Annotated in this window: 20 protein-coding genes and 1 pseudogene; 6 read left to right on the top strand and 15 right to left on the bottom strand. The window is 63.2% G+C overall.

All coding sequences use genetic code 11. The annotated features are described in order from the left end of the window. Positions 1–6: 6 nt before the first annotated feature. Complete coding sequence (locus tag NLY33_RS26200) at positions 7–417, top strand: tautomerase family protein (RefSeq protein ID WP_023672705.1); 411 nt, start codon at positions 7–9, stop codon at positions 415–417. Positions 418–420: 3 nt separating this feature from the next. Here the strand turns inward: NLY33_RS26200 and NLY33_RS26205 are convergent, their stop codons facing one another. Together NLY33_RS26205 and NLY33_RS26210 are read right to left on the bottom strand one after the other, a co-directional pair. Then, positions 421–927: an RES family NAD+ phosphorylase gene (locus NLY33_RS26205; RefSeq protein ID WP_023705368.1), complete on the bottom strand. Its 507-nt coding sequence runs from the start codon at positions 925–927 to the stop codon at positions 421–423. Further along, complete coding sequence (locus NLY33_RS26210; RefSeq protein ID WP_023705369.1) at positions 924–1412, bottom strand: Xre family toxin-antitoxin system antitoxin; 489 nt, start codon at positions 1410–1412, stop codon at positions 924–926. Before NLY33_RS26210 ends, NLY33_RS26205 begins: the two co-directional genes overlap by 4 nt. Before the next feature lie 199 nt (positions 1413–1611). Between NLY33_RS26210 and NLY33_RS26215 the strand changes: the two genes are divergently transcribed. Next, positions 1612–3834 (top strand): AMP-binding protein, encoded by a 2223-nt coding sequence (locus NLY33_RS26215; protein ID WP_023705370.1) that lies wholly within the window; start codon positions 1612–1614, stop codon positions 3832–3834. A 156-nt stretch (positions 3835–3990) separates the two neighbouring features. On the opposite strand, the gene pssA is transcribed toward NLY33_RS26215, so the two are convergent. Together pssA and NLY33_RS26225 are read right to left on the bottom strand one after the other, a co-directional pair. After that, positions 3991–4806, bottom strand: coding sequence for a CDP-diacylglycerol--serine O-phosphatidyltransferase (pssA, locus tag NLY33_RS26220; RefSeq protein WP_023672701.1), 816 nt, complete (start codon positions 4804–4806; stop codon positions 3991–3993). A gap of 3 nt (positions 4807–4809) precedes the next feature. Next, entirely contained in the window at positions 4810–5868 is a 1059-nt protein-coding gene (locus NLY33_RS26225; protein ID WP_348625843.1) for a phosphatidylserine decarboxylase, read from the bottom strand. On the opposite strand from NLY33_RS26225, the gene NLY33_RS26230 reads away from it, so the two are divergent. After that, positions 5774–6451 (top strand): lysozyme inhibitor LprI family protein, encoded by a 678-nt coding sequence (locus tag NLY33_RS26230; RefSeq protein ID WP_033001048.1) that lies wholly within the window; start codon positions 5774–5776, stop codon positions 6449–6451. The genes NLY33_RS26225 and NLY33_RS26230 overlap by 95 nt on opposite strands. 11 nt (positions 6452–6462) lie before the next feature. On the opposite strand, the gene NLY33_RS26235 is transcribed toward NLY33_RS26230, so the two are convergent. After that, a complete protein-coding gene (locus NLY33_RS26235; RefSeq protein WP_023705372.1) occupies positions 6463–7722 on the bottom strand; it encodes a DMP19 family protein in 1260 nt (419 codons plus the stop codon). Positions 7723–7945: 223 nt separating this feature from the next. Here NLY33_RS26235 and NLY33_RS26240 point away from each other — a divergent pair, with 223 nt between their 5' ends. Both NLY33_RS26240 and NLY33_RS26245 read left to right on the top strand, forming a co-directional pair. Further along, positions 7946–8359 (top strand): SMP-30/gluconolactonase/LRE family protein, encoded by a 414-nt coding sequence (locus NLY33_RS26240; RefSeq protein WP_023705373.1) that lies wholly within the window; start codon positions 7946–7948, stop codon positions 8357–8359. Beyond that, a pseudogene (locus NLY33_RS26245) lies at positions 8290–8532 on the top strand (SMP-30/gluconolactonase/LRE family protein); the annotation flags it as partial. The gene NLY33_RS26240 and the pseudogene NLY33_RS26245, both read left to right, overlap by 70 nt. A 120-nt stretch (positions 8533–8652) precedes the next feature. On the opposite strand, the gene NLY33_RS26250 reads toward NLY33_RS26245, so the two are convergent. From NLY33_RS26250 to NLY33_RS26265, 4 genes are all read right to left on the bottom strand, one after another. Next, entirely contained in the window at positions 8653–8916 is a 264-nt protein-coding gene (locus NLY33_RS26250) for an antibiotic biosynthesis monooxygenase (RefSeq protein ID WP_050589133.1), read from the bottom strand. 356 nt (positions 8917–9272) lie between these two features. Continuing rightward, a complete protein-coding gene (locus NLY33_RS26255; RefSeq protein ID WP_023705375.1) occupies positions 9273–11153 on the bottom strand; it encodes an ABCB family ABC transporter ATP-binding protein/permease in 1881 nt (626 codons plus the stop codon). Positions 11154–11177: 24 nt separating this feature from the next. Beyond that, a complete protein-coding gene (locus tag NLY33_RS26260) occupies positions 11178–11513 on the bottom strand; it encodes an ArsR/SmtB family transcription factor (protein WP_023685665.1) in 336 nt (111 codons plus the stop codon). A gap of 228 nt (positions 11514–11741) precedes the next feature. Beyond that, on the bottom strand, positions 11742–13442 hold the full coding sequence (locus NLY33_RS26265) for a LysM peptidoglycan-binding domain-containing protein (RefSeq protein ID WP_286439304.1): 1701 nt from the start codon (positions 13440–13442) through the stop codon (positions 11742–11744). Between the two features lie 124 nt (positions 13443–13566). Here NLY33_RS26265 and NLY33_RS26270 point away from each other — a divergent pair, with 124 nt between their 5' ends. Next, positions 13567–14178, top strand: coding sequence for an LOG family protein (locus tag NLY33_RS26270; RefSeq protein ID WP_023705376.1), 612 nt, complete (start codon positions 13567–13569; stop codon positions 14176–14178). A 31-nt stretch (positions 14179–14209) separates the two neighbouring features. Here the strand turns inward: NLY33_RS26270 and NLY33_RS26275 are convergent, their stop codons facing one another. From NLY33_RS26275 to NLY33_RS26300, 6 genes are all read right to left on the bottom strand, one after another. Beyond that, on the bottom strand, positions 14210–14896 hold the full coding sequence (locus NLY33_RS26275; protein WP_023705377.1) for a glutathione S-transferase family protein: 687 nt from the start codon (positions 14894–14896) through the stop codon (positions 14210–14212). 11 nt (positions 14897–14907) lie between these two features. After that, positions 14908–15837 carry an EamA family transporter RarD gene (rarD, locus tag NLY33_RS26280; protein WP_023673577.1) on the bottom strand — a complete coding sequence of 310 codons (930 nt, stop codon included), beginning with the start codon at positions 15835–15837 and terminating at the stop codon, positions 14908–14910. A 138-nt stretch (positions 15838–15975) separates the two neighbouring features. Then, positions 15976–17592, bottom strand: coding sequence for a citramalate synthase (gene cimA, locus NLY33_RS26285; protein ID WP_023705378.1), 1617 nt, complete (start codon positions 17590–17592; stop codon positions 15976–15978). A 187-nt stretch (positions 17593–17779) separates the two neighbouring features. Next, on the bottom strand, positions 17780–18736 hold the full coding sequence (pip, locus tag NLY33_RS26290) for a prolyl aminopeptidase (protein ID WP_023702703.1): 957 nt from the start codon (positions 18734–18736) through the stop codon (positions 17780–17782). A gap of 8 nt (positions 18737–18744) precedes the next feature. Next, positions 18745–19221: a GFA family protein gene (locus tag NLY33_RS26295; protein ID WP_023687309.1), complete on the bottom strand. Its 477-nt coding sequence runs from the start codon at positions 19219–19221 to the stop codon at positions 18745–18747. Next, on the bottom strand, positions 19218–19724 hold the full coding sequence (locus tag NLY33_RS26300; RefSeq protein WP_023705379.1) for a GFA family protein: 507 nt from the start codon (positions 19722–19724) through the stop codon (positions 19218–19220). Before NLY33_RS26300 ends, NLY33_RS26295 begins: the two co-directional genes overlap by 4 nt. Between the last annotated feature and the right edge of the window lie 12 nt (positions 19725–19736).

Below are 19736 nucleotides of genomic sequence, written 5' to 3' on the forward strand. Positions count from 1 at the left end.
AGAAAAATGCCCATCATCAACATCAGCGTCACCGGCAAGCCCGACGCCAAGCTGTCCGCCACAATCGCCAAGGAAATCACCGAGCTGACGGCAACCCATCTGCGCAAGGACCCGACGATTACCGCCGTCGCCGTCACCTATGTCGACCCGCAGCATTGGTTCGCCGGCGGCAAATCGCTGGCAGAGCATGGCGCCAATACCTTCTGGCTCGACATCAAGGTGGTCGACGGCACCAACACCAAGCTGGAGCTGGAGGCTTATCTGAAGGCGATCTTTGAGGCCTTCGGTAAGTTGCTGGGTGGTGTGCACGAGGAAAGCTATGCCTTCGTGCATGAAGTCCCGGCCGCGGCATACGGTTATGGCGGCAAGTCGCAGGAGTTCCGGTTCATCAGTGGGCGGCTGAAGGCCACGGCCTGATTGCTACCCAGCGGGAGGATGAAGCCTTGTATCAAGCGCGAAATCCTCCCGGAGATGCAAGCTATAAAGGCCTGCCGCCCGGTTGGGATCGAACACCAGGTTCCAGCTGTGCTGGGATACCGCGCTGGGGATCAGAAAGAACGGATGCTTTGCCAGCAGACCATCGCCGAACTGCTGCTGTCCCGCGCCTGGGATGCCGGGACGCAGCCAGTTCGCGTTCGGAATATCGTCGGTTTGGACCACATAAATCTCTGATGGATCGACGATGTCGAATGCCGTCAGCACGTGAGGGACAGCATCCAGCGTGCGAAACCCCTTGTGGACCGCCACCTCCAAGATGGCGGTCGACGGGTCGATGGACGCATATACGGCTCTGATCCCTTTGCTGTTCCACCTTCCCCCAAGCTTGAAGGCTCCTTCGCCACTGTCCCAGCTCGCCTTGAAGCGTCTATGATCAAGCCTCCAGCCCAAAACCTGCCCTGTTCCGAGGGAGCCCGGCAAAGGCGTCACGCGTAGACACCATAGTCGAGCCGCTCAAGAAACTCCTGCACAAGCGCAGTGCCCGCCGCCGTGGCCAGCAGATCGATCGGCCGGCGATTGTCCAAACCCATGACAGACTCGATCATCCATTTTTCCGCGTCTTCCTGAGTCCCGAGCACGGACGTGGCCTTTGTCAGGAGCTTGGCGAAGTTCCAGGTTCTGGAACCTTGCTCCCGACTGAGGGTCTTGGAGTGATCCGATTTGTGCCGCTGAAATGTCCGCTCGCTCATGCCGAATGCGGTCTCAAACGCATCGGCGGGATCAATGACCATCAGATGCCTGACGAGGCTTTCGAGCGCCTGGCCCGGAATTCCATGCAGGATCATTTCATGTGCCTCAAGAGGACTGGCTACCGAGAATCCAAGAACCTTCCGTCCACCAAACAGGTCGACCATTCGTTCGAACTCCGGCTCCATATGTGGTGCCTCGGCAAAACCCAGCGGGGAACTGGCCATATTACCTCTCCGTCACGTGTCGCTTTATTTACGACACGTGTCGCAACATTTCAAGGCCTGCGTTTGGGTCATTGCCTGGCGAGGTCAGGTGGAACACCGCTCCCTCGCACCCGCGCATTGACCTTGCTCCCCATTGCGCTACCCTCTGCTCTCGAAGCGGACGAAGAGCCGCATACCGGACCGTTGGGAGAGACGCGGCATGATCCTGACACTGGCGCTGCTTGCAGGCCTCGTGCTGGCCTGGCTGCTGATTGGCGCTATCGAGACGTTTCGTCTCGACCTGCGCTTTACCCAGGCGCTACTCTATGTGCCGTTCAAGCTCGCCTACCGGATCGATGACCGGCGCATCCGCATCGCCCGCAACGCGCCGACGCCGGTGATCTATGTGGTCTCGCACCAGTCACGCTTCGAGCCGGCGCTGATGCTGTCGCTGCTGCCCGACGACACGCTGCACATTCTCGACGAGGCCTCGGCGCGCTCGCCCTGGATGGAGCCTTGGCGCGAGCTTGGCCGCACCATCGCCTTCAACGCCGAGCATCTCTTCGTCAGCCGGCGGCTGGTCAGGGTGCTGAAGGGTAAAGGCCGGCTTGCCGTCTACCTGCCCGATGACGTCGAGCCCGATGTGAAGACGTTTCGCCTGTTCCGCGCCGTCACCCGCATCGCCATGCAGGCCGACGCCCGCATCGTGCCGATCTTCGTCACCGGCTCGCGCGACCTGCCGGTTTCCTTGACGCCAAAGAACCGGGCGCCGCGCCACTGGTTCCCAAAACTCTCGATCAGCGTGCTGGAGCCAATGACGATTGCCGAACTGGTGGCGCGCAACCCCGACCAGGCTTCCAACACCAATGCGTTGTTCGACCGCATCGCCGAGGCGCGGCTTTATGGCAGCAACCTCGATCGCGGCCTGTTCCTGGCCATGCGCGATGCCGCGGATCGCACCGGCGCCTCGCATCCGATCATCGAGGATGTGATCAGCGGCTCGCTCAGCTATCGAAAAATGTTCATCGGCGCGCGCGTGCTCGGCCGCCGTTTCGAGGCGGTGGCGGCGCCCGGCGAAGCGGTCGGGGTTTTGCTGCCCAATGCCAATGGCGTGGTGCTGTCCTTCGTCGGCCTGCTCTCGGCCGGCCGGGTAGCGGCGATGATCAACTACACGGCAGGGCCGGCCAGCGTAACCGCCGCGGTCCGCACGGCAGTCATCCGAACAGTGGTTTCCTCGCGCGCGTTCGTCGAGAAGGCGGCGCTTGCCGACATCATCGCCGCGGTCGAGGCCGGCGGCGCCAAGATGCTGTGGCTGGAGGATGTGCGCGCAAGCGTCACCACACTGGAAAGGCTCGCAGCAGCGGTGCTCTGGCGGTTCCCGCTGCAGCGGCAGGCTGCGGCCAAGCCCGCCGCAATCCTGTTCACCTCAGGCTCGGAAGGCACGCCCAAGGCCGTGGTGCTGTCGCATCGCAATCTCCACGCCAACGCCATGCAGGCTGAGGCGCGCATTACCATTTCGCCCTCCGACATCCTGCTCAACGTACTGCCGGTTTTTCACTCTTTCGGCCTGACCGGCGGCACCATCCTGCCGCTGGTGACCGGGGTGAAACTGTTCCTCTACCCGTCACCGCTGCACTACAAGATCATCCCGGAGATCGCCCGCAAGGTGAAGCCGACCATCATGTTCGGCACCGACACTTTCCTTGCCAACTATGCCCGCACGGCCAAGGATGGCGATTTCTCCAGCCTGCGCTTCGTCGTCGCCGGCGCGGAAGCGGTGAAGCCGGAGACGCGGCGCGTTTATCGTGAGCGCTTCGATGCCTCGATCATCGAGGGGTTCGGGCTGACGGAGGCCGCTCCGGTCGTCGCCGTCAACACCGCCATCCATGGTCGCGACGGCACGGTCGGACGGTTGTTGCCGGCGATGCGCATGAAGCTCGAACCGGTCCAGGGTATCGAGGGTGCCGGCCGCCTGTGGCTCGACGGGCCGAATTTGATGATGGGCTACATGACCGCTGACCGGCCCGGCGAATTGCAGCCGCTGGACGGCTGGCACGACACCGGCGACATCGTCTCGGTAGACCGCGAAGGCTTCATCACCATTCGCGGCCGGGCAAAACGCTTCGCCAAGATCGCTGGCGAGATGGTGTCGTTGGGTGCCGTCGAGATGCTGGTGCAGTCGCTGTGGCCGGAAGAGCGCCACGCCGCGGTGGCGGTGCCGGACAAGAGGCGCGGCGAGCGCATCGTGCTGGTCACCACCGCCGACGACGCCGATCCGGAAGAACTGCGCGCCTTCGGCAAGAAAGCAGGGGCGGCCGAGCTGATGGTGCCCAACGACATCGTCAAGGTCGAGGAGATCCCGGTGCTGGGTTCCGGCAAGACGGATTATGTCTCGACGCAGAACCTGGCGATCGAGAAGCTGGGGTTGGGCCTGGCGGCTTAGCGTATCTCCCTCCTCGAGGGGGAGATCGCCGGCAGGCCAGAGGGGGTCGCCTCGCGTGAAGCGCCGACGTCCTCTTCGCTCAAACGAGGTCGCGTCCGGGGCGTACCGACCCCCTCTGTCGCCTTCGGCGACATCTCCCCCGGGGGGAGATAACAACTACCCGATATCCGAAGGCGGCACTTTTTCGCCCTCGCGCTTGGCGCGCTTCGAATACGCCCGCACGCTGAAAGGCAGGAAGATGAGATAGCCCGCGACAGAGGCAGTCAGCGTGTACCAGGGATAGGTCATCAACAGCAGCACGTAGAGCACGACCGCCAGGATGATCGGCAGCACCTTGTCGCCGGGCACTTTCAGGCTTTTGCCGGAATAGACCGGCAGCCGGCTGACCAGCAGGAAAGCGACCAGCACAGTGAAGCCGGTGGCGACGAATGCCGTCAGGCGGTCCGGCTCGAGACCGAGCCGCAGGAAGGACAGATAGAGCGGCAGCATAACCAGCACGGCGCCGGCCGGCGCCGGCACGCCGACGAAGTATTCGCTCTGCCAGATCGGCCGGTCATGGTCTTCGTCGAGCACGTTGAAGCGCGCCAGCCGCAGGCCACAGGCGATGGTGAACAGAAGAGCTGCGATCCAGCCGAAGGAGCCGGCGCGGTCGAGCAGGAAGGCGTAGAGCACCAGTGCCGGCGCGACGCCGAAATTGACGATGTCGGCCAGCGAATCCATCTGCGCGCCGAATTTGGATGTCGCCTTCAACATGCGCGCCAGGCGCCCGTCTATGCCGTCCAGGAAGGCGGCGAGCAGCACCATCACCACGGCCGGCTCGAAACGGCCCTCGAAGCCGAAGCGGATGCCGGACAGGCCGGCGCAGATGGCAAGCACGGTGACCAGATTGGGCAGCACCATGCGCATCGGAATTTCGCGGATGCGCGGGCCGCCGCTGCCATGGGCCTCGAACTTTTTGAACGGCGCGCCCACCGCTTACGAAATCCTGACGAGCGGGGTTGCGGCGACGCCGCCGAATTCGGCGAGCACGGTTTCGCCGCCGACCGCCGTCTGGCCGACGGCGACGCGCGGCACCGCGGTCGACGGCAGGAAGACATCGACGCGCGAGCCGAAGCGGATCAGGCCAAAGCGTTCGCCGACGGCAATGGAGCCGCCGGTCTCGGCCCAGCAGACGATGCGGCGCGCCACCAGGCCGGCAATCTGCACGGCGACAACGATGCCGTTGGGACTGTCTATGACCAGCCCGTTGCGCTCGTTCTCCGAGCTTGCCTTGTCGAGTTCGGCATTGAGGAACTTGCCCGGCCGGTGCTCGATTTTGGTGATGCGGCCGCGCACCGGAGCGCGGTTCACATGGCAGGAAAAGACGTTCATGAACACCGAGATGCGGGTCATCTCGGTGTTGCCGAGGCCAAGCTCGCGCGGCGGCACGGCCGGGCCGACCGCCGAGATGACGCCGTCGGCGGGACTGACCACCAGCCTGTCATCGACCGGGGTGACACGCTCGGGGTCACGGAAGAAATAGACGCACCAGGCGGTCAGGATCAGGCCGATCCAGAACAGCACCGAGGAGAAATAGCCGAGGAACAGCGTGCCCGCACCAAAGGCGGCAATGAACGGATAGCCCTCGCGATGGATCGGAACGAAGGCATTCTTGATCGAATCGACAAGGCTCATCGGATGGGGCTCATGGGATGGGGGCGGTCCCTGTTTCAGGTCCGGCCTCAATACCGGAAAGGCTCCGCTGCCGCAACGCAACATTGGGCAAGGCCGCATCGTCCGCAGCCGGCAGGAACGGTGACGTGCTTGCCTGTCGGCTGCTTTGCCGCCAGAATTCGGGCCAACGCCGGCTGAACGCGCGGCGAAAAGGCCGACTGCCATGGCGCCAAATTCAGGCAAAACGTATCTTGTTGCCATACGATCGTCAGCCGTGGGTGCCGTTTTGACCGTACTTGTGGCAGCGAGCGACCACGCAGTTGCGCAAGGCAAGCCATCCTTCGACTGCGCCAAGGCCGCCAGCGTGGCGGAAAAGGCCATTTGCGCCGATCCGGTCCTGGCGCAAGCCGATGCCGACGTCGCGAAGAATTATACCGCGCTGCTGAAGAGGCTCGATGCTCATGCCGGCAAGGCGCTGCGGGACGACCAAAGCGATTTCATCGCGTATCGCGACCAGATCGCCGGCTTCAACGAAAGTTCGCCCAAGAACCAACAGACTTTCGATCTCGGCGAATTCCTGCGCGACCGCGCAACCTTCCTGTCCGGCATACGCAAGCCCCCCGATGCAGGTTTGATCGGCACATGGAGCAGCGTGCGCGGCAGCGTCGACATCAAGGCTGTTGGCGGAGGCAAGGTCGAAATCTCGGAAGATGTCGTTTCCAATCCAGTCTCGGGAAGTGGGTCATGCGAGATCGACGGCACGGTCGAGGAGCGCAATACGCTTCGACTTGAGGACACCGACGACAACGACAAACCGACTGGATTCGTCTTCACCTTTCGCCGCGACGGCGATGCGCTTGTCGTCGAGCAGAGCGGCGCCGGCAAGGATGGCAAATCGGAGCCCCTGTCATGCGGTGCCAACGGCCATGCCGATGGCACGTTCTTCCTGACGGAGAAAAAGTAGGCTTGCTGTCGCTAACCCGCCGCAGCGGAGCAATCAAAGTGGGCATTGAGCTCGGCCATAGCGGCCTCAGCGAGGCTTTCATCATCCTTGCCGCGCAAGAGCACACCGCCGTTCCGCAACGATTGGAAAAGGAAGACTTGGCCTGATGCCAGCACCACCCAATTCACGATTGCTCCTTCCTCCTTCTGCACCACCGAATTCGCAGAAACGATGGCATCCGTCGGGTCGAAGCCTGCCTTGCGGAGCAGGAGGTCGACGGCGGCGGGAGCATGGTATTGTTCCGCCAGCTCAATGACCGCTGTGATCTCGGTCTCTTCAGCAATGCCAAGCTTGGCGCCAACTTTCGGGGCGTTAGCCGCTAGCGGGCTCTCGCCTGGCGGTATGACAAGCAACTCTTCTGGAGCGATGTACTCGTAGACCGTGACGTGTGTCTCCGTCGCACTGCATAGTCGGGTCTTCTTCGCGCTGGTCTGAAGTTGAAAAACCAGCTGTTTCTCTCCTTCTATGTTCAGCATCCTTGCCATGCCGAACGCGATTTTGATCTCGGGCGGCGCGATCTTGGCGCAGGCAAGGCCGGCCCCGACATCGCGCCAGCTGAAGATCATCTGGCCTGCCAAGTTGCCAACGGACTTATGAAGAAGCCTGCCTTCGCGCTTCGGATTGGCCATCACCAGCCGGTGTATGACGTCGTCGTAATCGTCACTATCGACAACTTGCAGATCAGGCCATGACGCGATCCAGCGCGCCAAAAGGTTTTCCATGGGCGCGGCCTCATCCGCAACGTAGAACGCATGATCAAGTGTATCGAGAAAATCATCCCGCCCGCCCTCGAAGCCCGTCTGCTGGGCGGCTTCGTTGGGATGGTCTGCAATCCAGCTGGACATCTTTTCCAAAGTCGCAAGCTGGCCCTTTGCGCCACAAGCAGTGAGTCCAGCTCGTGCGTTGGCAATCATGGCGCCGATTTCCTGCCCGGCATTGTGGATGAATTGACTATGGCCGCCGTTCTTTACCTCCGAAGAGTACGAGTCGGCATGAAGGACCTGCATCGCCTTGGTGTCGATTTCGGGATAACGATAGAGTCCTTTGGAAACCATCGCTGTGACGAATTGCATGACAGCGAAGACGAGAAAAAACGGCTCTTCATCAGGATCCTCGACGTTCGAACGCAGTACGACGACCGGCAACGGCAGGCCGAATTCCAACTGCTTTCCAGAATCTGATGCCGACTTCTCGGGCGTTTTCTTGGATTTGCGGGAAAAGAAACCGAACATCGAAAATACTCTCTTGGTCGCAAAACTTGCGCGAATGGGTTATTTCCGACGCGACAATATCAGCTGCCCTCAAGGATTAAAGGCACTCTGATCCAGAGGCATCCGCACGATGGTTTGCCGAAATTGTCGACGGTGTCGGGGCGCCACAGATTCATACGTCCTTGGCAGGAAAGCGCTTCGCGACAATGCCGAATTGCGGCGAGTCGACAAACCAGGGTCAGAGATGCCATCCTCGAAATCAGTCGCCCTGAACGCCAAGGTCATTACAGAAGGCCTCGCTTTCGGAGAGTCTCCCCGCTGGCACGACGGACGCCTGTGGCTCTGCAACTGGGGAACCGGAGAGATCGTCGCGGTGGATGAGGACGGCGGGAACCAGGTGATGCTCACCGTGCCGGCCATCCTGCCCTATTCGATCGACTGGTTGCCGGATGGCCGATTGCTGATCGTCTCGGGTCGGGATGGCTTGTTGCTGCGGCAGGAGGCGGATGGAACGCTGGCCACCCATGCCGATCTTCGGTCGCTGTCAACAGCCCGTGGAACGAGATCGTCGTCGACGGGCGCGGCAACATCTATGTCAATGGCGGCGGGTCGGCGCCTGCACCGGGCGAGCATTTCGGGCCCGGCACCATCGTGCTGATCACGCCGGACGGCTCGGTTCGACAAGTGGCCGAGAACATCGCTTTCGCCAACGGCATGGCGGTGACGCCGGACAACAGGACACTGATCGTGGCGGAGTCGCATGCCAACCGGCTGACCGCCTTCGATATCGCGGAGGATGGCGGGCTTTCCAACCGCCGGGTCTGGGCCGATCTCGATGGCTTTCCCGACGGCGTCTGCCTCGATGCCGAAGGAACTGCCTGGTATGCGGATTGCCCGCACCGGCCAGGTGCTGAGCGTCGAGGCGCCAGCACCTGGCACGGGCTGGCCCTCCTACATCTCAGGCAGACGCTGATAGTTGGCGATATCGGCCTTCACACCCAGCCGGGCAATGGTCTCCTGCGGGTTGAAGCCCGCCCGCTCGTGGGCCGCCTTGACGATCGGCACGACATTGTCGACGGCCGCCTGGTTTTCCCATTCGACAATGGTGACCAGGTTGAACTCACCCGGACCCGAAAATTGCTCGAGCACGAAATCCTGGACGAAGCCTTGCTGCAGGCGCAGCAGTTCATGCGTTGCCCTGACCTTGCGAAGGATTTCTTCACGGGCCTCGGCAGGAACGACGAATTTGTCGACCTGAACACGGCTGCCTCGGCAAGTTTATCCATTTGAATCTGTCTCCGTTCTTGAACGACTTGGGTTCGGTGGCTCAGGAACGGGTTTGCGATCTCAACTTAGGTTGAGGTCAAGGGGAAATTTTCGGTGGTGATGATGGCGACGACGCTGCATATCACCCCCCTTGAGGGGGAGATGGCCGGCAGGCCAGAGGGGGTCGGTTCGACTGGATGCGCCCCCCTTGCGACCGATGAAGGTTAGCGCTCCACGCGCTGCGACCCCCTCTGTCGCCTTCGGCGACATCTCCCCCTCAAGGGGGGAGATCGGCGCTCCGCCGCCTAGCTCACCTCCGAAGTCCGCCTGCGCACAACCACACCCAGCTCATCGCTCTCGCGTGCAACTCGAAGCCTCTCTTCGGCTTCTGTCGCTTCGCGCTGGCGGTCCCACATCGACGCGTAGAGGCCATGCTTTTGCATCAGCTCGGCATGGGTGCCGCGCTCGGCGATCTCGCCGTCCTTGAGCACGATGATCTCGTCGGCGGTGATCACCGTCGACAACCTATGCGCAATGACGATGGTGGTGCGGCCCTTGCTGACCAGGTCGAGGGCGGCCTGGATTTCCTGTTCGGTGTGGCTGTCCAGCGCCGAGGTGGCCTCGTCGAGCATCAGGATCGGCGGCGCCTTCAAAATCGTGCGGGCAATCGCCACGCGCTGCTTTTCGCCGCCCGACAGCTTTAGCCCGCGCTCACCGACCATCGAGCGATAACCTTCCGGCAGCCGTTCGATAAACGGGCCGATCTGGGCAAGCTCGGCGGCTTTCTGCATATCCTCTTCGCTGGCACCGATGCGACCGTAACGGATGTTGTAGGCGATGGTGTCGTTGAACAGCACGGTGTCCTGCGGCACCATGCCGATCGCGCCGCGCAGGCTCTGCTGGGTCACATCCCTGACGTCCTGGCCGTCGATCAGCACCTGACCACCCTGGACGTCGTAGAAGCGGAATAGCAGCCGCGAAATCGTCGACTTGCCGGCGCCGGACGGTCCGACAATGGCCACCGTCTTGCCGGCCGGCACCTCGAAGGAGACACCTTTCAGGATCTTGCGGTTGGGATCGTAGGCAAAATGCACGTCGCGGAACTCGACCTTGCCGGCTGTAACGGCCAGTGGCTTGGCATCCGGCTTGTCGGTGATTTCCTGCGGCACATCGAGCAGGTCGAACATTTGCTCGATGTCGGTCAGCCCCTGGCGGATTTCGCGGTAGATGAAGCCGATGAAATTGAGCGGCACCGCAAGCTGCATCAGCATGGCGTTGATGAAGACGAAATCGCCGACCGTCTGCGTGCCGGCCTGCACCTCCAGCGCCGACATGCACATGACGATGACGGTGCCGAGACCGAAGATGATGCCCTGGCCGAAATTCAGCCAACCGAGCGAGGTCCATATTCTGGTCGCCGCCATTTCATAGCGCGCCATCGAACGGTCGAAGCGCTCAGCCTCCATACCCTCGTTGTTGAAGTATTTGACGGTCTCGTAGTTGAGCAGCGAGTCGATCGCCTTGGTATTGGCGTCGGTGTCGCTGTCATTCATGTCGCGGCGGATCGAGATGCGCCAGTCGCTGGCGCGCACCGTGAACCAGACGTAGAGCCACACCGTGGCCGCCACCACGACCACATATTTCCAGCCATAAGTGTAGGCGAAGATGCCGGTGGTCAGCGCGAATTCGAGGATAGTCGGCGCCGTGTTCAGCATGATGAAGCGCACGATCGTCTCGATGCCCTTGGTGCCGCGCTCTATGATGCGCGACAGGCCGCCGGTGCGGCGCTCGAGGTGAAAGCGCAGCGACAGCTGGTGCATGTGAACGAAGGTGCGGAACGCAAGCTGGCGCACCGCATACTGGCCGACGCGGGCAAACAGCGCATCGCGCAGCTGGTTGAAGCCGAGTTGCACCAGCCGCACGACATTGTAGGCGACGACCAGCATCACCGGCGCCAGCAGGAAGGATGGCAGCGGCGGCGGCGATTTGGCGTCACCGGCCAGAGAATCGGTCGCCCATTTGAAGAAGTACGGCCCGGCAACCAGTGTCAGCTTGGCAACGACCAGAAGCAGCGTTGCCCAAGTGACGCGTGCCCTGAGATCGGGGCGGTCGGCCGGCCACATATAGGGCCACAGATTGCGCAAGGTGCTGAAGGTCGAGCTATCGGAAACGGTTTTTTCTGCCACTTGTCTTGCCTTTTGGGTGAGAAATCAGCGGCCGGAGCAGCAGGAATTGACGAGTGCGGTCAGCGATGCGGAAACGTCGGCGAGCGCGGCGCGGTCGAGTTGATAGCGCGAGCGCTGGCGGTCGGGCTCGAAGCGGACCAAGCCTGCTTCGACCAGGATTTTCAGATGCTGGGAGACCGTCGACTGCGCGAGGTCGAGATGGTCGACAACCTCACGGCAGCAGCAGGAGCGGCTGGCCGACAGATGTCTAAGGATCTCGATGCGCGCCGGGTGCGAGAGTGCGGCGAAGCTCGCGGCAACGGCGCGGCTTTGGGGCGGTGCGCAGTTTGCGTGGTCTGGTTCAGCGAGCGAGTCTGCCATCGTTCATCGGCGATAGACGATGAACGGGTGCGTGGCAAGCTATCCCGATGGGTAGAGCGACCTAATCTCCCCCCTCGAGGGGAGATGTCGCCGAAGGCGACAGAGGGGGTCGGTACGTCCTGACGCAACGTCGTTTGCAGCAAAGAGAAGGTCGGCGTTCTATGCGCGGCGACCCCCTCTGGCCTGCCGGCCATCTCCCCCTCAAGGGGGAGATCAAGCGCTCGGCCGCTACTGCGTCTTCACCGGCGCCGTTGTCACCTGCTCGCCCATCGCCTTGAGGTCGGCGGCTTCGCCTTCCTTGGACTTTTCCGGAACCTTGAACACCTGCCCCGGCCAGATGCGGTCGGGATCGCTGATCTGGTCCTGGTTGGCGAGATAGATGGTCGAGAAGCGCACGCCGTGACCGTAGACGCGCCGTGAGATCCGCCACAGCGTGTCGTGCCTGCGGATGATCACCGCGCCGTCGGCATGTTCAAGCTTTGGCGCCACCGTCTCTGGCACATCGGGCGTTGCCGCCGCGACGACGGCTGGAACCTCAGCGGCAGGCGCTGCCGGTGCCGCAGGTGCCCCGGCAACCGCCGGGTCAGCCGGAGCCGGCGCTTCAGCCGCCGGTGCGGCTGGTGCGGATGCGGCAGCAGCTGGTGCGGGCTTCGCAGGGGCAGCCGCGATAGTGGCTGGCGCCGCAGGCTTCGGAGCGGCCGGTGCTTCGGCAGCAGCCGGTGCGGCCGGCTCAGCAGGCTTTGCTTCGGCGGGCTTGGTCTCGGTGGGCTTGGCCTCCGCGGGCGCCACGGCGGCGATCGCTTCGCCGGGTTCGCGCTCGAACGGCACGGCGGCGCGGGCCACGACCTTCACGCCGTCGGCGTCGAGACCGTCGACATGGATGGTGTAGCTGCCGACCGGGATGTCGCGCGTCGCCTCGACCAGGAAATGACCGTCGGGCGAGGTCACCGCATCACCAAGCAGGATATCGTTGGCATAGGCGCGCACCTTGCGGCCGGCGTCAGCCAGACCGGCGACGAAGATCTTGTTGCCGTCGATCTCGACCGCTTCGACGACGATCTTGGGTGCAGCCACGCCTGCCGCCGGCGGCGCTGCAGGTACTGCTGGCGCTGCAGGGGCAGTTGCGGCTTCCACAGCCGGAGCAGCAGGTGCTGTTTCAGCGGGAGCGGCAGGCGCTGCCGCGACCACGGCAGGCGCAGCCGTAGCAGGCGCCTCAGCGGCTGGGGCAGCGGCCTGATCGCCGGCGGCCGGTGCCGCGGGCTTGGTCTCAGGCGCCGGGACGCTAAGCAGCTCGGCCGGCTTGCCGGGTTCCTCGACCATCGCCAGCACCTGGCCGGCGGCGTCCTTGGGAACCGAAACGACGGCGGTCTGCACGGAAGGGGTAACCACATCGTCGGCCGTCGCGCGCAACGCAATCGTATAGTCGCCGGGCTTCAGCGGATCGTCGAGAACGATGACGAAGGCGCCGTCCGGACCGGCGACAGTCGAGCCAAGCACCGAGGAGCCGTTGAGGATCTCGATCTTCGAATTGGGCGCAGCATTGCCGGCAACGACGATCGAGCCGTTGCTTTCGACGCGCACGACGTCGAAGCTCGGCGCAACCGGCCCGGCCGTGGCCGGCGCGGGAGTTGCTGGGGCTGCAGCCGGCGCGGCAGGTGCCGCCGGAGCCGCAGCTTCGGTCGCGGGAGCGGTTGCGTCCGCAGGTGCAGCCGGAGCCTTGACATCGGCGGGCGCGGCAGGCGCCGGCGGCAGCCTTCCCTCGGTCCCGGAATCGGCCGGCTTCTCAGCCGGCGGCGTCAGCGCTGCAATCTCCGCTGGCGGCTTGGGGTTGAGATACGGGTCGAGTGCGCCCGATACATAGGCGGTTCCGACGATCGCGACGGTCCCACCCGCCGCGAACAGAAACGCCTTCAAAGGATTAATTGCCATATTTCCCTGCCCCTTAGCCACCTAAAGCCGGTCTAGCGTGTTTTATCTGGACCGACAAGAAAAAGCCCGGGCTTGTCAGCCTCAGGGGCTTGACCCCGCATTCAGACCCAATCACCAATCACGCATGAACACGATTCGATCCGTCTGCGTCTACTGCGGCTCGTCGCCGGGCCGCGATGAAATCTATGCCAAGGCCGGGCACCTGCTTGGCCGCTCGCTCGCCAAAGCCGGCCTGCGGCTGGTCTATGGCGGCGGCACCAAAGGCATTATGGGCGCAGTCGCCGAAGGCGCGCTCAAGGCCGGCGGCAAGGTAACGGGCATCATTCCGCGCTTCCTCATCAACAAGGAGGCGACCGAAACCGCGCTTGACCGGCTCGACGAGTTGCTGATCACCGACAACATGCACGAGCGCAAGCACAAGATGTTCGAGAAATCCGACGCCTTTGTGGCGCTGCCCGGCGGCATCGGCACGGTCGAGGAAATCGTCGAGATCATGACCTGGGGCCAGCTCGGCCATCACCGCAAGCCGATCGTCTTCGCCAACGTTCAAGGGTTCTGGGATCCGATGCTGGCGCTGCTCGACCATATGGCCAGCGAAGGCTTCATCCACACCGCACAGCGGGTCAGGCCGCTGGTGGTCGAAGACCCCGAGGCAATCGTCGCCGCCATCATGGTGGCGGGGTCGTCGGTCGATGCCCCGACGGAAGGCGTGCAGTCGGTGATTGATAAGATGTGATAGTGAATAGTGAGAGAGGCCCCGCTGCCCATCACGCCGTAGCGCGAAGATCCTCGACGATGGTGCCGGCGGCAGCGACCTCCGCCTCATGGTCCGGCTCCCGCCAGGTCTCGGCGAGACCCGCGGCATACCATTCCTGCATGGCCGGCAGGCCAAGCAATTGCGCGGGATAGGCTGCAGCTGCCCCTTCGAAAGACAATCCATAGGACTGGACGCGGAACGCCACCGGGGCGAAGAAGGCATCGACGGCGGTGAAGTGGCCGCCGGCAAGGAACGGCCCGCCGAACCGGGCAAGGCCATCGTCCCAGAGATCGCCCAAACGGAACAGATCCTGCTTCAGCGCGTCCGACATCGGCAACGGTTTTACCCGCAAGCCGCAATTCATCGGGCATGCGCCGCGCAAGGCCGTGAAACCAGAATGCATTTCGGCGGCGGCCGAGCGCGCCCAGGCTCGCGCCTTGGCCTCGGCAGGCCACACACCGTGGTGGCGCTCGGCAAGGTACTCGGCAATAGCCAGCGAATCCCAGACAGCCCAGCCGTCATCCACCAGGCAAGGCACACGCCCGCTGGGCGAGAACGCCCGGTAGAGATCGAAACTGGGCCCGGTCGGAAACGGCGTCAATTGCTCCTCGAACGGAATGTCGAGGGTGCGCATCAGCACCCATGGCCGCAGCGACCATGACGAATAGTTCTTGTTGGCGATATGCAGCACGTACATCGAAAGGCTCCCTACTTCGGGGCCAACGCCACCGGGCGGATTTCACGGCCACGAAACATCGACCAGGAATACATCGCCAATGCCGCCCAGATCAGCGCGAAGGCAATTGCTTGCGTGGTGCCGAACGGCTCGTCGAAAATCAGCACGGCGATCAGGAACACCATGGTCGGTGCGATGTACTGCATGATGCCGATGGTGGAGAGGCGCAGAAGCTTGGCGCCGAAGGCGAACAGAAGCAGCGGCACCGAGGTGACTGGGCCGCAGCCGATGAGCAAAGCCATATCGGTGCCGTTGCTGGAGATGAAATGGTCCTGGCCGTTGACGACCAGGAAGACGATGTAGGCAAGCGCCGGCACCGACAGCAAAAGCACTTCGAGCAGAAAGCCCTGGCTCGGGCCGATCGGCAGCGTCTTGCGGAAGAACCCATAGGCAGCGAAGGAAAACGCCAGCGCCAACGACACCCAGGGCAATTTGCCGGCATCGACGGTCAGAACGGCAACTGCGACCGCCGCCAGCAACACGGCCGCGATCTGCAGCCGGTCGAGCTTCTCGCCGAGCAACAACGCGCCGACGACGATGCTAACTAATGGGTTGATGTAGTATCCGAGCGCGGTCTCGACGGTGCGGTCGACCGAGATCGCCCAGACATAGATGGCCCAGTTGACGGAGATCAGGGTCGCCGTCAGCGCCGCCATGGCGATGCTGCGCGGCGAGCGGATCGCCGCCTTGAAATCGGCTGTGCGGCCGGCCCAGACCAGCACTGCAGCAGCAATCGGCACCGACCAGACGATGCGGTGGGCGATCACCTCGATCAGCGGCAGATGCGCAACCGCCTTCATGTAGAAGGGCAACAGGCCCCATAGCAGATAAGCGCCGAGCGCGAGGAGAAAGCCGCTGCGGGCTTTGGAGTCGGCGTCGGGCTGGATCGTGTCGCTGGCCATGGCAAACGCTATGGCCCAGTGGGCCATCCAAAACCATCGCAAAATTATGATGGATCAATGGACTTCCGCTGATGGTTCAAGGGGCGCCGCCAGTTCCTCGCCCCACTTCGAGGGGCGAGGAACCCAAGTCCTGCAAGCTTACTCCGCCGCCACCAATCCCGCCATGTCGCGGTTCTTCATCAGCTTGTAGACGATCGAATCCATCAGCGCCTGGAAGGACGCATCGATGATGTTTTCCGAGACGCCGACCGTCCACCAGCGTGCGCCGGTGCCGTCATGCGATTCGATCAGGACGCGGGTGATCGCCTCGGTGCCGCCATTGAGGATACGCACCTTGAAATCGGCGAGCTCCATGTCGGCGATCTCGCTCTGGAATTTGCCGAGGTCCTTGCGCAACGCGATGTCGAGCGCGTTGACCGGGCCGTGGCCTTCGGCCACCGACATCTTCTCCTCGCCCTCGACCATCACCTTGACGATGGCTTCGGAGACCGTCTTCAACTGGCCGTTGGCATCGAAGCGGCGCTCGACCATGCAGCGGAACGAAGTGACGTTGAAGAACTCCGGCAGGCCGTGCAGCATTTTGCGCGCCAACAGCTCGAAGGAGGCATCGGCGCCCTCATAGGCGTAGCCCTCGGCCTCGCGCTCCTTGACCACCGAGATCAGCGCATCGAGACGATGGTCGTCTCTGGGCACATCGATGCCGCGCCGCTTCAGTTCGGCGAGGAAATTGGCCTTGCCGCCCTGGTCCGAAACCATAACGCGGCGGCGGTTGCCTACCGCCTCGGGCGGCACATGTTCATAGGTCGCCGGCTCCTTGGCCAGTGCGGAGGCATGGATGCCGGCCTTGGTGGCGAAGGCCGAGGCGCCAACATAGGGCGCCTGCGCTTCCGGAGCACGGTTCAGCAATTCGTCGAAGGCGCGGGAAAGCCGGGATATCCCGGTCAGCGCCTCGGCCGAGATGCCGGTTTCAAACCGATCGGCGAAGGCCGGCTTCAGCGCCAGCGTCGGTACGATCGAGACCAGATTGGCGTTGCCGCAGCGCTCGCCGATGCCGTTCAGCGTGCCTTGGATCTGGCGCACGCCGGCCTCGACGGCGGCGAGCGAATTGGCCACCGCCTGGCCGGTGTCGTCATGGGCATGGATGCCGAGATGGTCGCCCGGAATGCCTGAAACAATGACCTTGTCGACGATGGCGCGCACTTCCGAGGGCTGCGTGCCGCCATTGGTGTCGCACAACACCACCCAGCGCGCGCCGGCTTCATAGGCAGTCCTGGCGCAGGCCAGTGCGTAGTCCGGATTGGCCTTGAAGCCGTCGAAGAAATGCTCGCAATCGACCATCGCTTCCTTGCCCGCGGCGATTGCTGCTTCGACCGAAGCCTTGATGGAGTCGAGGTTTTCCTCATTGGTGCAGCCGAGCGCGACGCGGACATGATAGTCCCAGCTCTTGGCGACGAAGCAGATGGCGTCGGACTTGGACTGCACGAGCGCTGCCAGGCCCGGGTCGTTGGACGCCGACACGCCTGCCCGCTTGGTCATGCCGAAGGCGACGAACTTTGCCTTCGCCGTGCGCTTCTGCTGGAAGAAGGCGGTGTCGGTCGGATTGGCGCCGGGATAGCCGCCTTCGACAAAGTCCATGCCGAACTCGTCGAGCAGCTTGGCAATCGCGATCTTGTCCTCGACGGAAAAGTCGATGCCCGGCGTCTGCTGGCCATCGCGGAGGGTTGTGTCGAAGAGATAGAGGCGTTGCTTGGTCATTGTTCTGTTGGCGCGCGAGCACCCCCCTCTGGCCTGCCGGCCATCTCCCCCTCAAGGGGGGAGATCGGCAGCTTTAGCGTCGGATCTTTTCCCGCAGCGATGAAGATTTGCGAAAGCGCCGATGACAGCCAATCTCCCCCCTTGAGAGGGAGATGTCCGGCAGGACAGAGGGGGGTGCCGCGCGCTGTCATTTCCCCGCAAACCCATCCGTCGCGCGTATCAGCCGATCCAGAATCCCCGGCTCCGAATAGGAATGGCCGGCGCCTTCGATGAGGTGGAAATCCGCCTTCGGCCAGGCCTTGTGCAGGGCCCAGGCATAGCGCGCCGGGCACGGCATGTCGTAGCGGCCGTGGACGATTGTGCCGGGAATATCCGCGAGCTTATAGGCATCGCGCAGAAGCTGCCCCTCCTCCAGCCAGCCGGCGTGGACGAAATAGTGGTTCTCGATGCGGGCAAAGGCGATGGCGAAGTCGTCCTCGCCGAACTTGTCGCTGGTCTCCGGCTCCGGTAGCAGCGTGATCGTCTCACCTTCCCACAGGCTCCAGGCAAGGGCGGCTTCCAGCTGCGCCTTGCCATCGGCGCCGACCAACCGCCTGCGGTAAGCGGCCATCATGTCGCCGCGCTCGGCTTCAGGAATTGGCGCCAGGAAACGCTCCCATTTGTCGGGGAACATCTCGGAGACGCCGAACTGATAGTACCATTCGAGTTCGGCGCGGGTCAGCGTGTAGATGCCGCGCACGACAAGCTCGCTGACGCGATTAGGATGCGTCTCGGCATAGGCCAGCGCCAGCGTCGAGCCCCACGAGCCGCCGAACACCAGCCATTTTTCGAAGCCGCACATCTCACGCAGCCGCTCGATGTCGGCAACCAGGTGCCAGGTGGTGTTGGCCTCGAGCGAGGCGTTGGGTGTCGATTTCCCGCAGCCGCGCTGGTCGAACAGGATGACGTCGTAAAGCTTCGGGTCGAACAATTGCCGATGTTTTGGCGAGAAGCCGCCGCCGGGACCGCCATGCAGGAAAACGGCCGGCTTGGCGCCCCTGGTTCCGGAGCGCTCCCAGTAGATATGATGGCCGTCGCCGACATCGAGCATGCCGGACTCGAACGCCTCGATCTCTGGATAAAGAGTACGAAGTTCACTGTTCATTTCATTGCTCATATCTTCAGGCCGTGCGCGGGCCAGTCCGTGGTTTCGTGGTCGGGATGCTGGAAGGAGATGATCTGCTCCTGGCGGGAGTAGAAATCCGGATCCTGATGCATGGGCTGGTCAAAGATCGTTTCCACCCAAGGCAATCGGACCGCGTAGTTGACCTGGATCTGCGGCGCCAGATCGGAGCGGTCGTCGAAGGCGCCGATGGCGATCTCCAGTGCGCCAGGTTGGCGATAGGTCAGCGGTGTACCGCAGCGGGCACAGAAGCCGCGATCGATGTTGACCGACGACTGGAAATAGGTGGGCTCTTCGCGCATCCATTCGACGCCATCCTTGGGCACTGTCACCAGCGCGCCGAAAAACGAACCGAACTGTTTCTGGCACATGCGGCAATGGCAGATGGACGCCCGGCCGAGCTTGCCCTTGATGCGGAAACGCACGGCACCGCACTGGCAGCCGCCGGTTCGAACTTCATCCGTCATGATTTTCCCTCTGGCGGCCGGTGTTCGGTGTCCCATTGGTCGGTGTCATGGTCGGGATGCTGGTAGGAGACGAGCTCGGCGAGATAAGGCGCCGACGACATGTCGGCCATAGTGTCCTCGGCCGGCAATTGCGGGATGGTATCGACATAGGGAAGTTTTGCCTCCGTGCCCCACTGGATCAGCGGCACGATATCAGCCGGATTGTCGAAGGCGCCAATGGCGAGGCCGATGCCGTCGGGCGCGGTAAAGGTCAGCGGCGTGCCGCAATTGGCGCAAAAGCCACGATCGACATGGCTGGACGAGGCGAAATATTTCGGTTCGCCGCGCGTCCAGTCGAGTTTGGCGCCACGCACCGAGACCAGGGGCGCGTAAAATGAGCCGAACGCCTTCTGGCACATGCGGCAATGGCAGATCGAGGCGTCACCCAGCGCACCCTCGACGCGAAAGCGCACCGCGCCGCACTGGCAGCCGCCGGTGTAGATCGGCCGGTTGTCGAGGCTCATGGCGTTTCACTC

It is taken from the genome of Mesorhizobium sp. C432A (assembly GCF_030323145.1).
Classification (GTDB): domain Bacteria; phylum Pseudomonadota; class Alphaproteobacteria; order Rhizobiales; family Rhizobiaceae; genus Mesorhizobium.